Here is a 13,238-nt window from a genome sequence, read left to right on the forward strand (position 1 = left end):
GTCGGCGCCGCCTGCAAGCAATCGGAGGAAGAGATCTCATGAATGCGCTCGTCTCGATGTCGGGAATTGAAAAGTCCTTTGCCGGCGTACCGGCACTCAGCCAGGCCAGCCTGGAGATCGCACCGGGCGAGGTTCATGCGCTGATCGGTCAGAACGGTGCCGGCAAATCGACGATGATCAAGGTCCTGACCGGAGTTTACGACCGGGATGCCGGCGACGTGCATCTGGCGGGTGTGCCGAGCCGCATCTCCACTCCGCGCGAAGCGCAGGAATCCGGAATTGCCACGATCTATCAAGAGCTCAACCTGGTGCCGCTGCGGTCAGTGACCGAGAACATCATCATGGGGTACGAGCCCAAACGTCTTGGCTTTCTGGTCGACTGGCGCGAAGGCAACAGGCGCGCACGCGAGGTTCTTGCGCGCTTTGGCATAGATATCGACGTGACCGAGCCGCTGGGAAATTTCTCGACAGCGATCCAGCAGTTGGTTGCGATTGCGCGGGCTGTGTCATTGGACGCAAAGCTGGTCATCATGGACGAACCCACCTCGTCATTGGATGCCAGCGAGGTCGAGGTTCTGTTCGGTGTGGTGCGCGAGTTAAAGAAACAGGGTGTTTCCGTTCTTTATGTCTCGCATTTTCTCGATGAGCTGTTCCAGATCTGCGACCGGGTCACAACGATGCGAGACGGGCGTACCGTCAGCACGCGCAACGTGCAGGACACGACCAAACTGGAAATGATCGCGGACATGCTGGGCCGCAACAAGGACGAGATCGCGGCAGACGGGCTCACGGACTTCGCCGGCGCTAAGGCCAAGAAAGGCGATATCGTTTTGCGGGCTGTCTCTGTCTCGACAGGCCCGCGACTGACGCATTTCGACCTCACGCTCCACCGCGGGGAGATCGTTGGGCTGGGCGGGCTTCTGGGCTCTGGCCGGACAGAGGCTGCGCGCGCGTTGTTCGGTGTGGACGGGGCCCGCAGCGGCGCAATCGAGCTGCACGGTGCGGTCGGGCAACCGTCCGGACCGGGTGACGCGATCGCAAACGGGGTCGGCTTTCTGACCGAAGATCGCAAGGCCGAAGGGATCATTCCTGACATGTCCGTGCGCGAGAACATGACGCTGGCCCTGCTGCCGAAGCTGGCCAGCCGTGGTCAGATCGACTTTGCCCGCGAGCGCGAGATCGTTCAGGCCTTCATCGACGATCTGGGCATCAAGGCGGCGCATATGGACCAACCCATTCGCGAGTTGTCCGGCGGCAACCAGCAGAAGGTTCTGCTTGCCCGTTGGCTGGCGACACAGCCCGACATCCTGATACTCGACGAGCCGACCCGAGGCGTGGATGTCGGCGCCAAGCGCGAGATCCAATCTTTCATTCGGTCTTATGTCGAAAAGGGGTTCGGTGTTGTCCTCATCAGTTCGGAATTCGAAGAACTGGTGGAAGGCGCTGACCGCATCGTGGTCATGCACGAGGGGCGCTCGGTCAAGGAACTGACCAACCCCGGGATTACCGAGAATATACTGGTGCGCGCGCTTGCGCATCATGAAGAAGGAACTGGTTCATGGACCGCGCAATGAAGTTGCCGCAACGGGTCGCATCGATGCCCTTTCGCTTTCATGGCGGCATCGCCGCGTTGGTCGCCCTGCTGGTGTTCAACGCGTTTTTCACCCCCAATTTCCTGCAGTTGCAGACCCTGTTCGTGAATATCAGCCAGGTTGCCACGATCGCCATCGTGGCCATGGGCATGACGCTGGTCATCGCCACAGGTGGGATCGATCTGTCGGTTGGCGCGGTCATGGCTTTGGCCGGGGCGCTGGCCCCGCTGATCTTTCTGTCGGATCTGGGCGCCGCCAATCCGATGCTTGGCGTCACTTTGGCCATTGTCCTGCCGCTGTTCGTCGCGGGTTTATGCGGGGTATTCAACGGCGTGATGGTCGCCGTGTTGAACGTGCAGCCCATTGTCGCGACGCTCATTCTTTTCATCTCGGGTCGCGGAATTGCTCAGGTTTTGACGAACGGGAACCTGCAGACATTTTCCAACCCTTCGTTCAGTTATCTTGGAACCGGCAAGGTGCTTGGCTTGCCTTTCCAGGGTTGGTTGGCGCTGGCTATTGCCTGTGTGCTATTTTGGGTGATCACCAGAACCACTTGGGGCCGCTACCTGCTGGCGATCGGCGGCAATGAACGTGCGGCCTATCTGGCGGGTGGTCCCGTCCGGCGGGTCAAGATCGGGGCTTATGTCATCTGCGCGGTGCTTGCAGGCCTGGCCGGTCTGATCGTGGTTGCGATCAACTCGGCCTCGGACGCCGCGCGCAACGGCAATCTGATGGAGCTTGATGCCATCGCGGCGGCCGTCGTTGGCGGGGCTCTTTTGCAAGGCGGGCGGGGGCCGATCTTTGGCGCCATTCTGGGTGCCGTGATCATCCAGCTGGTCAAATATACGTTGTTGGCCAACGGGGTAGAGGACGAAGTTGCACTGATAGCCAAAGCGGTCATCATTATCCTGGCCGTCTGGGTCCAGCAGTTCCGGAGGGCTTGATCGATGTTGGATGAAACGGCTTTTGACCTGCGAAAGTACCTTCGGCGCAATTCGGCCTCGGTGACGGTGTGGATCGCACTGCTGGCTTTGATCCTGTTTGGGTTGATGCGCTACGACAACTTTGGCAGCGCCTACAATTTCTCGTCTTTCCTGAACTACAACGCGATGTTCATCGCGATTGCGCTGGGCATGTGCTTCGTGATCATGACCGGCGGGATTGATCTGTCGGTTGGATCCGTGGCGGCCTTTACGTCGGTCGTTGCGGCTTATCTCAGCCCATACGGGATTCAGGTTGCGCTGCCGGGGGCCGTGCTTGCCGGCGTGGGCTTCGGGGCGATCAACGCCTTTTGCATCATCATCCTTCGCATCCCGCCCTTCATCGCCACGCTGGCCACCATGCTGGCCGCAAAAGGCGGCGCATTGGTGATTTCGGGCGCCCAGACAATTTCGGTTGATTGGGGGTCGAACTTCACCAAGCTTGGCATGGGGCAGGCGTTCGGCTTGTTTCCATGGGCAATCGTCATCGTGGCCGCACTGACGCTGGTACTGTGGCTGGTGCTGGAAAGAACAACCATCGGGCGGACCGTCTTGGCGATCGGTGGCAGCGAGGATGCCTCGAACCTCATGGGCCTGAAGGTGAATCGCGCCAAGGCTTTCGTCTACCTGCTTTCGGGTGGCTGTGCAGGGCTGGCTGGCGTCTTTCTGGCCTCGGGTTTTGGAGCAGGACAACCCCTTGAGGGTATTGGCTGGGAATTGTCGGCCATCGCGTCCGTCGTTGTGGGCGGCACCTTGTTGACAGGTGGGATGGGGTCGATCCCTGCGACTGTGGCCGGAGCGCTTTTGCTTGGTCTGGTGTTCAATGTTCTGAACTTTGAAAACGGTCAGGGGACCATCAGTTTCAGTGCCTATTGGCAGATGGTCATACGTGGAGGCTTTCTTTTTGCGGTCATCCTTTTACAGTCTCGGGTTATTGCCAGGCAGCAGAAGGTCTTGGGTTCGTGAATCGCATAGAAAGTGTTTCAGCGCGGCTGTTCAACGTCCCGCTCGCCGAAGTCCTGGTCGATGCCAAACATGGGGATCACACGTTCTTTCAATTGATCACCGTCACCATTCAAACGTCGGATGGGGTCGAGGGAGTCGGGTACACGTATACGGGCGGCAAGGGCGGTCATGCCATCTTGGCGATGATCCAGCATGACCTTGCGCCGTTCCTCGTTGGACAAGACGCCGAACAGATCGAAAGCCTGTACGATGCCATGCAATGGCATGTGCACTACGTTGCGCGGGGCGGGATCGCCTCGTTCGCCATCTCGGCCGTGGATATTGCCCTTTGGGACATTCGTGGCAGAGCGCAGAATGCGCCGCTGTGGCAAATGTCTGGTGGAGCGTCCAAACGGTGCAAGGCCTACGCCGGCGGGATCGACCTGAATTTCTCGCTGGAGAAACTGCTGCGCCAGACCGAAGGCTACCTTGCGCGCGGGTTCAACGCGGTCAAGATCAAGGTTGGGCAACCGGATCTGGCCGACGATCTGGCGCGAGCTCGGGCGGTGCGCGAGATGCTGGGGCCGGACCGGTTCTTCATGGTCGACGCGAATTACTCCATGAGCGTCGAGCAGGCCATCGTAGCAGCCCGAGGGTTCGCCGACTGCGATATCCTGTGGTTCGAGGAACCGACAATTCCAGACGATTACAAAGGCTATGGCCGAATTGCCGAAGCCACGGGCGTTCCCCTTGCCATGGGTGAAAACCTGCACACGATTCACGAATTCGAGTACGCCTTCGAAGACGCAAAGCTGAGTTTCATCCAGCCCGATGCCTCAAACTGTGGCGGGATTACCGGCTGGTTGCGCGTGGCCGCGCTGAGCGCCCAGCACGGCATTCCGGTTTGTAGCCATGGTATGCAGGAGCTGCACGTCAGCCTTGTTTCTGCGCAACCCAATGCGGGGTGGCTGGAAGTACACTCATTCCCGATAGACCAGTACACGACCCGTCCGCTTGTCGTGGAAGACTGCCTGGCCGTGGCCCCGGATACGCCGGGGACCGGAGTGGAATTCGACTGGGACAAACTGAATGCGGAACACAGGGAGATGCATACATGACGACCCAGACGATCTCTGCGGCGTACTACAGGGGCAACAAGAGCTTTGCCGTGGAACAGTCCCAGGCGACAGCTCCGGGCCCCGGCGAGGCCGCCATTCGCGTAGCCTATTGCGGGATTTGCGGGACGGATATGCACGTCTACCACGGCAACATGGATGCCCGTGTCGGTCTGAACCGGGTAATCGGGCACGAGATGTCCGGTGTCGTCGAAGCGGTGGGCGCGGGCGTCGATACGGTAAAACCCGGCCAGAAGGTCGTGGTCCGACCGCTTGATCACTGCGGCGAATGCCCGGCCTGCAAACGGGGGCATCAGCATATCTGCCAGAACCTTAAGTTTCTCGGCCTCGATACCGATGGTGCCATGCAAGAGATCTGGACCGTTCCGGCCCACACCTTGCACGTTCTACCGGATGACTTGCGCATGGATCACGCGGCGCTGATCGAGCCGGTCGCCGTTGCTTGCCACGATGTGCGGCTGTCTGGACTGCAGCCTGGCGAGGACGTCGTCGTCATCGGCGGTGGCCCGATCGGCATCCTGGTTGCCATGGTTGCGCGGGACGCGGGCGGAAACGTCGTGATTTCCGAAGTGAATCCGAACCGTCTGGCGATCGCAGAAAAACTTGGCTTTGATACGATCAACCCAACCGAGACCGATCTGGTGTCCACAATCAACGCGCGCACGGGCGACAAAGGGGCGGATGTGGTTTTCGAGGTATCGGGAACGCAGCCCGGTGTTGATGCGATGACCGCCGTTGCCGCGACGCGGGCCCGGATCGTGATGGTCGCGATTCATGCTCAAAAGCCCCAGATCGACCTGTTCCAATTCTTCTGGCGAGAGCTGCAACTGATCGGTGCTCGGGTCTATGAGCCGGAGGACTACGAGAAGGCGATCGCAGTTGTCGCCTCGGGCGGAGTGGACGCGGATGTCGTGATCACTGACGTCAGCCCTCTGGCAGACATTCAGGCCGCGTTCGAAGCACTGGATCGCAGCCCAACCGCAATGAAAAGCCTGATCGAAGTAGGACCGCGTTCATGAGTGTTTTGCAAAGTTTCGACCTGACGGGAAAAACGGCCCTTGTGACCGGGTGCAAACGCGGCATCGGGCGCGGTATGGCCGAGGCATTGGCATCGGCCGGAGCTGATATCATCGGAGTGTCGGCCTCGCTTGAACTGTCCGGGTCAGAGGTCGAAAAAGCCGTCACGGCGATGGGGCGCAGTTTCCGGGCTTACCAATGCGACTTCTCGGACCGCTCCGCGCTGCACGGGTTCATTGATCAGTTGAGAGCCGACGGACAAACTCCTGATATCCTTGTCAACAATGCCGGTACGATCAAACGCAAACCTGCTGCCGAACATCCGGATGACTGGTGGGACGAAGTGATTGAGGTCAACCTGTCCTCGCAGTTTGTTCTGTCCCGCGAGATCGGCAAGGACATGCTGGCGCGCGGCTCGGGCAAGATCATCTTCACCGCATCGCTGCTGACGTTTCAGGGCGGCATCACCGTTCCCGGATATGCGGCCTCGAAAGGTGGGATTGGACAGCTGACCAAGGCCTTGGCCAATGAGTGGGCCGGGCAGGGTGTGAACGTGAATGCAATCGCCCCCGGCTATATCGCGACCGACAATACCCAAGCCTTGCAGGACGATCCGGTTCGGTCGAAGTCGATCCTGGAACGAACACCCCAGGGCCGTTGGGGTACGCCAGGTGATTTTGCCGGACCTGTGGTCTTCCTGGCTTCTGCAGCGTCGGACTACGTCAACGGTGAAATCCTTGTTGTCGATGGGGGTTGGATGGGGCGATAGCGCCGTTAACTCTCCATGTGACCCAAGGACTCAAGTCCCGATGTAGTGCACCTTCAATCGCCGTTTCTTGGGTGCCTCGCGATGTTCAAACAGGTACAGGCTTTGTACGCGGCCCAGCGGAAGCTGTCCCTGTTCTACCGGTATGGACACCTGCGTTTGCGTCAACAGCGCCCGCAGGTGCGATGGCGCGTTGTCGTCTTCGCTCGGGCGGTGGTGATACTTGCCTGGTGACTTGGGGACCAGTTCTTCGAAGAACGTCTCGATATCCTTGACCACCTCGGGATCGGCGTTGGCCTGTACCAACAGCGCGGCACCTGTGTGGACGCACCAAACGGTCAGCAGGCCCGAGACAAACTCATGTTCGGAAACCGCACGCTGAACAATCCCGTTGATGTCGGTCAGGGATTTGCCGGGCGTTTCAATGGACAACTCAAAAAACTCTTGCTTCATCCATCAGATCCTTTCCTTGATCTTGCGGGAATGCGCCCAGCTTTCCGCACCCCATTCGGCATTCAACTTACAGGCTTAAGTATCTGATTTGTAAAACTCTAGAGCTTTCATTCATGCAAACAGGTTTTTGAACCGGTCTATGCACAGACGAAACCCATCTTCGAAATTTCCGTTTCCGGGATGATAAACGCTTTCGAAGGAAATCACGCCATCATAGCCGTCGGATCTGAGCGCGTCCGCGATGGGTTGGAACAGAGGCGCAAGCTGACCTTCCCCCATGCGGCGCACTTCCAGCGTTGCCCGCGGTGTATCTACCTTTACGTCCTTGATGTGAATGTGCCCCAGATAGCCGCCGCGCAGTTCTTCGTAACCGTCCGGGTATGCCAGTTCATGGCACCAGCAGTTGTTTCCGGGGTCCCAAAGAACTTTCAACGCATCCTTTGCATCCAACTCGTCGATCAGTTTGCGGGCGGTATAGTTCGAATTGACCAGCGTGCCGTTTCCGGTTTCCACGACAAGCGTCACGCCCTCAGCCCTGGCCAGTTCAACCGCCGGCGCGATCAGCGGTGGCATCGAGTCCCATACCCCATGCGCGACGTTCCACTTCTCGGCGCCGTTTTTTCCCCAGAGTATCTGCTCTTTTCGTTGGGTCATGATCCGAACCAGCGGAGACCCCACGACATGCGCCATGTCGATCACGCGTTTCAAGGCGTCCATGTGTCGGGTGTGCAGCTCGTCACCGGGCCTGTTGGCAGCTGTCATCCCCGCGAAGATATGGCGCGACAGACAGGACACAGGCTTGCCCCGGTCGCGCAAGAGCGCGTCGATCTCGGCAATTTCCTGCGGGAAATGGTCCCCGACCTCGGTGTCGCCTACGAACTGAAGTTCTGCATAGTCCAGACCGAATTCGTCCATAACGTCCACGGCATGCCGCAGATCGCGGGAAATGCCGTCGCAAATTACACCTAATTTCATGTCCGGCCCCCTCAGCGATGCAATTCTGCGCCAACGATCTCTTCGATGACGCGGGTACACACCCAGTTATCGCCGTTCGGGTATTTGGTTTTTCCGGCGTGAAAGATCTGCATAGCGGACGAGGCGGTATGCATTGGAACGCCCAACGCACCGGCCAGCGCCAGAGAGATCGTCAGGTCCTTGTGCATCGTTGCGATATGGCTGCCGGTGGCTTCGAACTTGCGATCAATGATGTTTTCAAGGGCGGTGTTCACGACACCGCACCCAGCACTGGAGGATGAGAACACGTCAAGCAATGCTTGACCGCTGACACCTGCTTTGGCCGCGAGGGCCGCAGCCTCGAATGTGGCGGAAAAGATCGATCCGATAAGGGATTGCAGGCAGGCTTTCACGGTTTGCCCGTCACCGGCGTTTTCTCCGACCCGGTGTATGGTTGCCGACACTGCCTGCATGACTTCGGCATTTTGGTCCAGCACATCCGCAGCACCGGCAGCCATCATCGTCAATGTGCCGTTCTGCGCGCCGGGAAACCCACCCGAGACCGGGGTGTCGATCAGGTGGATGCCCGAGCCCTCCATGTCTAGCCCGATAGCGCGGGCTTCGGCCGGAGTAATGGTCGCCGACAGGATGACCGTTCCGCCTTCGGCCATGTTCGCAACCAGTCCGTCTTCACCCAGAATGACATCGCGGGCCTGATCTCCGTTCATCACCATGACGAACACGCTGGCGGCATGACTGCCGACCTGTCCCACGCTGTCCTTGGCCAGGCCGCCCATGTCGGAAAATGCGGTCATGCGCGTCTCGCTCAGGTCGAAACCGGAGGTTTCAAAGCCATTCTTGATCAGGTTCTTGGCAAGGCCGCTGCCCATGTCGCCAAGACCGATTACGCCTGCAGTTTTCATTTGGAGTTCTCCCGTTTTTTCGCCATTTCCGTATGGCAGACGTTTCGAAAAATGATGCCCAATCGCATCGGTTTTCGCGGGAGTTTCACGCGTCTTAAACAGACGTCGGGCGAGTCCGGAAGACACCCCGCTGCCCGTTTACGTGCCGTAAGTAAACGAAGAACGCGGCGTTCAGGCAAGCAAAGAAGTGTTCCGGCGGGAATAAACCGCCTGACCGGACGCGTTATGAGAACGCCGCCATAATGCCGCGCAGTTCCGCCAGCCCGCGCATGCGTCCGATCAGTGGATAGCCGGGAGTGCTGTGTCCGCCCAGATCGCTCAGCAGCTCTTGTCCGTGGTCGGGCCGCATTGGAATTTTCCAGTCGTCCCGCCCTTGAGATATGCGGCGGCGCTGTTCGTTCATCAACTCGCGAATGGTGCCGACCATGTCGGTGTCGCCCTCCAGATGCGGAGCCTCATAGAAATCCGGCTTCTGGCTGTCTGACCCCGCGATGCGCCGGGTGTTTCGCAAGTGAACAAAGTGAATCCGGCCGCCATGCCTGCGCACGAACTCCGGCCCATCGAATTCAGGGGAAACACCCAGCGATCCGGTACACAGGGTTGCGCCGTTCGCGGGCATATCAACCGCATCCAGTACGGCGCCGTAGTCCTCGGTACTGGACATGACCCGCGGCAGACCGAGCAGCGAGAAGGGCGGATCATCGGGATGACAGCACAAGCGCAAACCCAATTCTTGGGCGACCGGGGCGACTTCAGACAGGAAGTCGATGAGGTTTGCGCGCAGCCGGTCACGGTCTATCTCGGCATATGTCTGCAGCAAGCCGCGCACGTCCTCTACGCTCCACTGATCGTTGGCGCCGGGCAGCCCCGCGGTGACATTGTGCTGCAACTGGGCCTTGGAGACATCCGACATGCGCATGAAGCGATCCTTGGCCGCTTGGCGGACGTCGCCGGAATAGTCTTCGGACGCGCCCGGACGTTCGAGAATATGTATGTCAAAAACTGCGAAATCGGTCAGGTCGAACAGCATGGCCGTTCCGCCATGCGGCTGTGGGGCACGAAGGGCGGTGCGCGTCCAATCCAGGATCGGCATGAAGTTGTAGCAAACAACTTTGACGCCACGGACGGACAGGGCCCTGAGGCTGGACTTGTACGCCTGCAGATGCTCGGCCATGTCTGCCGACTGCGTCTTGATCGCCTCCGATACGGGCAGGCTTTCGACAACGTCCCAACTGTACCCGGCCGCGGCCAGAACGGCCTGCCGGTCGGCGATGCTCTGTTCATCCCAAGGCTGTCCGGGCGGGATGTGATGCAGCGCGGTGACGATTCCCTGAACCCCGACCTGATGGAGATCGGCCAGGGCGATCGGATCCTCGGGTCCGAACCAACGCCAGCATTGTTTCATGGCAGCCATCCTTCATACAGCGGGTGATCGGGCCTGATGGGAAGGGCAACGCGCTGCCCGGTGCGCGCCGCGTGATAAATCGCCGTAACAAGGCCGATGGACGCAGCGCCATCCTTCAGCGTAACGGCCGAATTTGCCTCGGACCGCAGCGCTTTGCCGACTTCGGCAAAAAACCCTTCGAACCCCGTTGGCTCGGCAGCGGCGGCTGCAAGAGCCGCGTCGATAGCGGCTTGATCCGCCGGGTCCCGCGCGACGAATGACCAGGGCGTTTGACCCGGGGCATAGGGTTCGGTGCCAGAAGTGGCGGTCAGTTTTTCAAAGACGAACCGCAGGCGGGTTTCGTCCGTGGCAGCGCCCAGGGTGATATTGCTTGTGCACAAGGCTCCGGAAGCCATGCCAAAGCAGATTGCGGCACAGTCTTCGGTCTCGATCGGGTTGACCCGCGTTGTGGTCATTGCAGACACCCAGGCGATATCGCCCGCGATATGTGTCAGCAGATCATGGTTGTGGATGGCATGGCCCAGAACCGCGCCGCCGCGTTCACCGGCCCATGTTCCCCGCCACGGCACCGCGTAATAGTCCGCCCCTCGGGACCAATGGGTTTCAAGCGCGGCAGTTTGGACCGCTCCGGTCAGGCCTGCGCGCTGCAGGTGGCGCAATTGGGCCAGTGATGGGCCCCACCGGTATTGAAAAACCGGAAACACATGCTTGCCAGCGTTGCGTGCGGCTGCCGTGATCCGATCCACATCCCGCATCGAGGTCGCAAGAGGCTTTTCGCAGACAACGTGTTTTCCTGCGGCCAGTGCCGCAAGCGTGGTTGGTACATGCAGATGCGGCGGCAGGCAGATGTCGATGACATCAATCGCCGGATCATCCAGAGCATCCTGAATGTTGGTCAATGCTCGAAAACCCGAGTTCTGCCGTATCTGTTCGATCCGGTCCGTGTTCTGGTCGACCACGGCGGCTACGCGAAAGGTGCCGTCAAGTTGTTCCAAAGCGTCCAGATGTTGCGCACCGATACCTGCGCCGAGGATCGCAACGTTGATCATCCGCGTTCCGCCATTTCCTGCGCGCGCAGTGCCAGTTCCATGACTGTAAAGCAGTGGGTCTGCGTCATTGCGGTTTCAGTCCGGTTGCGAATGTCATCGGCCAGGCGCGCAAAGTAGGGGAGGCCGGCGTCGGATGCGTCGATCTTTTGGCAGGTTTCTCCGTTGACGAGGATCAGATGATCTGTCCCCGTGGCTCCACCCACGTCGACGTATTTCCGCAACTCGACATAGCCTTCGGTGCCCAGGATCGTCAGACGACCATCCCCCCAGTTTGGCAAGGCATCCGGCGTAAACCAGTCAACCCGGATGTACCCGGTTCCATTCTCGCTGCGCAGATTGATCTCGCCGAAATCCTGCAATCCGGGATCGCTCGGGTTTGCGTAGTTCGCCACATAAGCGTTTGTGATTTCAGCGGTTTCCGAACCTGTGTAATGCAGAAATTGGTCAATCTGATGCGAGGCGATGTCGGTCAGAATACCGCCGTAGCGGTCGCGCTGAAAAAACCACTCCGGCCGGGTTGCCCGGTTCAATCGGTGCGGGCCAAGTCCGACCGTCTGGATCACGCGCCCGATGGCACCGGCCGCGACCAGCTCAGTGGCCCGGGTGCTGACGGGCGTTTCGAACCGCTCCGAGAAGTTCACCGACCAGATCCGACCGGTGTCTGCGACCGCTCTTTTGATCTGGTCGAGTTGTTCCAACGTCGTGCAGCCCGGCTTGTCGCTCATGACATCCATGCCGTTCTGTATCGCGCGGACCGCCAACGCCGCCCTATCTGCCGGTATAGCTGAAATCAGCGCCAGATCCGCCCCGCAGGTCAGGGCGTCTTCCAGTTGGGCCAGCCGCGGAATATCGGGAAACCTTTTTACGTATCCCGCCAGCGTCTCCGGATCGCCCTGTGTCCAATAGCCAATGCAGTCCACGCCGATTTTGCGCATGTTTTCCGTCATGCCATAGATATGGCGGTGGTCGAGACCAAGGGCGACGCAGGTCAGGCTCATGAGATGACTCGTGTTTTCTGGCCGGTTCGATTGGCGATCTGCATCGCGTCGATGACGGCGTGGGTCAAAAGGGCACTGCGTCCGGTGGCCATAGGTTTTGTTCCACTGGAAACGGCCTTGGCGAAGTCCTCGATGACCGCCTGGTGCCAGGCATGTGTGAACGCCATGGGATCGGCCCCTCCGCCTGTGGCGGCGGTTTCGCCGACCGTGGATTTCCGGCCGTCGAAAGTGGTCACGGTCAGGACACCGGACTCCAGATGCGCTTTGGCTAGGGTGCCCTGGATCGTGATGGACTCAGCAGCCCCGGGATATTCGGCGGTAGTTGCCATCAACGTTCCCACCGCGCCGTTGTCCATTTCAAAGACTGCACCCGCCCAATCCTCGGCCTCGAGATCGTGTAGAGGAGTTCTTCTCATCACGGCCTGAATGTTCGAGATCGGCCCCAGCAGCCACATCGCAAGGTCAAGCGTGTGGATCGCCTGCGAGATCATGACGCCGCCTCCGTCACGTGCGTAAGTGCCGCGACCCGGCTCGTCATAGTAGCTCTGACCACGCCACCAGGGGACACGGATCTCCACTGTGGCGATCGCGCCCAGCTCACCCTGTTCAATGACTGATTTCAGCGCCTGCGAAGCGGCGCGGGCGCGGTGCTGAAAGACGATGCCCAGCGGCACGCCCGACACCTCGCACTGCTCGACAATGGCTTTCGCGGCGCCCAGCGTTCTTTCGATAGGCTTTTCCATCAGGATCGGTTTCGACGCGGTCGAAAGAATCCGTACCAACTCTGTGCGCTGATCGGGTGGGGTTGCGATGATCGCAAAGTCGACCTTTGGGTCGTTTGCGATTTCCTCGACCGAGACGAATGCGCGGGTTTCGTTTCGCCGCGCGAACGCAGCTGCCTTGTCGGGATTGCGCCCGAGGACTCCGGCAAGACTGAGGCCTTGATCCGATGCCCGAATGGCGGCGACATGCGTGCCCGAAACCATCCCCAAACCAATCAGCGCAATATTCATTCAATCC

At 59.7% G+C, this 13,238-nt stretch carries 13 protein-coding genes; 6 read left to right on the forward strand and 7 right to left on the reverse strand.

Features of this window, described 5'->3' with window-relative positions; all coding sequences use genetic code 11:
• Positions 1 to 38 precede the first annotated feature (38 nt).
• The 6 genes from ACR0IR_RS03525 to ACR0IR_RS03550 are packed head-to-tail and all read left to right on the forward strand — an operon-like array spanning position 39 to position 6,439.
• Positions 39 to 1,574 (forward strand): sugar ABC transporter ATP-binding protein, encoded by a 1,536-nt coding sequence (locus tag ACR0IR_RS03525; RefSeq protein ID WP_244952397.1) that lies wholly within the window; start codon positions 39 to 41, stop codon positions 1,572 to 1,574.
• Positions 1,559 to 2,536, forward strand: coding sequence for an ABC transporter permease (locus ACR0IR_RS03530; RefSeq protein ID WP_170363760.1), 978 nt, complete (start codon positions 1,559 to 1,561; stop codon positions 2,534 to 2,536). The genes ACR0IR_RS03525 and ACR0IR_RS03530 overlap by 16 nt, the downstream gene beginning before the upstream one ends.
• A 3-nt stretch (positions 2,537 to 2,539) precedes the next feature.
• Complete coding sequence (locus ACR0IR_RS03535; RefSeq protein ID WP_170363759.1) at positions 2,540 to 3,538, forward strand: ABC transporter permease; 999 nt, start codon at positions 2,540 to 2,542, stop codon at positions 3,536 to 3,538.
• The gene (locus tag ACR0IR_RS03540; protein WP_170363758.1) at positions 3,535 to 4,635 is read left to right on the forward strand and encodes a mandelate racemase/muconate lactonizing enzyme family protein; all 1,101 of its coding nucleotides are present in this window, start codon (positions 3,535 to 3,537) and stop codon (positions 4,633 to 4,635) included. The genes ACR0IR_RS03535 and ACR0IR_RS03540 overlap by 4 nt, the downstream gene beginning before the upstream one ends.
• Positions 4,632 to 5,672, forward strand: coding sequence for a zinc-dependent alcohol dehydrogenase (locus ACR0IR_RS03545; RefSeq protein WP_170363757.1), 1,041 nt, complete (start codon positions 4,632 to 4,634; stop codon positions 5,670 to 5,672). The genes ACR0IR_RS03540 and ACR0IR_RS03545 overlap by 4 nt, the downstream gene beginning before the upstream one ends.
• A complete protein-coding gene (locus ACR0IR_RS03550; protein WP_093961700.1) occupies positions 5,669 to 6,439 on the forward strand; it encodes an SDR family oxidoreductase in 771 nt (256 codons plus the stop codon). Before ACR0IR_RS03545 ends, ACR0IR_RS03550 begins: the two co-directional genes overlap by 4 nt.
• Before the next feature lie 30 nt (positions 6,440 to 6,469).
• Here ACR0IR_RS03550 and ACR0IR_RS03555 read toward each other — a convergent pair whose 3' ends face one another.
• The 7 genes from ACR0IR_RS03555 to ACR0IR_RS03585 form a co-directional block, all read right to left on the reverse strand.
• On the reverse strand, positions 6,470 to 6,889 hold the full coding sequence (locus ACR0IR_RS03555; protein WP_480778965.1) for a secondary thiamine-phosphate synthase enzyme YjbQ: 420 nt from the start codon (positions 6,887 to 6,889) through the stop codon (positions 6,470 to 6,472).
• A 111-nt stretch (positions 6,890 to 7,000) separates the two neighbouring features.
• Positions 7,001 to 7,864: a sugar phosphate isomerase/epimerase family protein gene (locus tag ACR0IR_RS03560; RefSeq protein ID WP_170363755.1), complete on the reverse strand. Its 864-nt coding sequence runs from the start codon at positions 7,862 to 7,864 to the stop codon at positions 7,001 to 7,003.
• Between the two features lie 11 nt (positions 7,865 to 7,875).
• The gene (locus ACR0IR_RS03565) at positions 7,876 to 8,766 is read right to left on the reverse strand and encodes an NAD(P)-dependent oxidoreductase (protein ID WP_170339833.1); all 891 of its coding nucleotides are present in this window, start codon (positions 8,764 to 8,766) and stop codon (positions 7,876 to 7,878) included.
• A gap of 223 nt (positions 8,767 to 8,989) precedes the next feature.
• Positions 8,990 to 10,171: a mannonate dehydratase gene (gene uxuA / locus ACR0IR_RS03570; protein ID WP_170363754.1), complete on the reverse strand. Its 1,182-nt coding sequence runs from the start codon at positions 10,169 to 10,171 to the stop codon at positions 8,990 to 8,992.
• Positions 10,168 to 11,220: a Gfo/Idh/MocA family protein gene (locus tag ACR0IR_RS03575; RefSeq protein ID WP_170363753.1), complete on the reverse strand. Its 1,053-nt coding sequence runs from the start codon at positions 11,218 to 11,220 to the stop codon at positions 10,168 to 10,170. Before ACR0IR_RS03575 ends, uxuA begins: the two co-directional genes overlap by 4 nt.
• Entirely contained in the window at positions 11,217 to 12,218 is a 1,002-nt protein-coding gene (locus ACR0IR_RS03580) for a Gfo/Idh/MocA family protein (RefSeq protein ID WP_170363752.1), read from the reverse strand. The genes ACR0IR_RS03575 and ACR0IR_RS03580 overlap by 4 nt, the downstream gene beginning before the upstream one ends.
• A complete protein-coding gene (locus ACR0IR_RS03585) occupies positions 12,215 to 13,231 on the reverse strand; it encodes a Gfo/Idh/MocA family protein (protein ID WP_170363751.1) in 1,017 nt (338 codons plus the stop codon). Before ACR0IR_RS03585 ends, ACR0IR_RS03580 begins: the two co-directional genes overlap by 4 nt.
• Positions 13,232 to 13,238: the final 7 nt, after the last annotated feature.

The sequence above is a fragment of the Ruegeria sp. CF2 genome (genome assembly GCF_056537385.1).

Coding starts and splice junctions, on each gene's coding strand:
- ACR0IR_RS03525 (WP_244952397.1), top strand. CDS start 39: ATGAATGCGCTCGTCTCGATGTCGGGAATTGAAAAGTCCTTTGCCGGC.
- ACR0IR_RS03530 (WP_170363760.1), top strand. CDS start 1,559: ATGGACCGCGCAATGAAGTTGCCGCAACGGGTCGCATCGATGCCCTTT.
- ACR0IR_RS03535 (WP_170363759.1), top strand. CDS start 2,540: ATGTTGGATGAAACGGCTTTTGACCTGCGAAAGTACCTTCGGCGCAAT.
- ACR0IR_RS03545 (WP_170363757.1), top strand. CDS start 4,632: ATGACGACCCAGACGATCTCTGCGGCGTACTACAGGGGCAACAAGAGC.
- ACR0IR_RS03550 (WP_093961700.1), top strand. CDS start 5,669: ATGAGTGTTTTGCAAAGTTTCGACCTGACGGGAAAAACGGCCCTTGTG.
- ACR0IR_RS03555 (WP_480778965.1), bottom strand. CDS start 6,889: ATGAAGCAAGAGTTTTTTGAGTTGTCCATTGAAACGCCCGGCAAATCC.
- ACR0IR_RS03560 (WP_170363755.1), bottom strand. CDS start 7,864: ATGAAATTAGGTGTAATTTGCGACGGCATTTCCCGCGATCTGCGGCAT.
- ACR0IR_RS03565 (WP_170339833.1), bottom strand. CDS start 8,766: ATGAAAACTGCAGGCGTAATCGGTCTTGGCGACATGGGCAGCGGCCTT.
- uxuA (WP_170363754.1), bottom strand. CDS start 10,171: ATGAAACAATGCTGGCGTTGGTTCGGACCCGAGGATCCGATCGCCCTG.
- ACR0IR_RS03575 (WP_170363753.1), bottom strand. CDS start 11,220: ATGATCAACGTTGCGATCCTCGGCGCAGGTATCGGTGCGCAACATCTG.
- ACR0IR_RS03580 (WP_170363752.1), bottom strand. CDS start 12,218: ATGAGCCTGACCTGCGTCGCCCTTGGTCTCGACCACCGCCATATCTAT.
- ACR0IR_RS03585 (WP_170363751.1), bottom strand. CDS start 13,231: ATGAATATTGCGCTGATTGGTTTGGGGATGGTTTCGGGCACGCATGTC.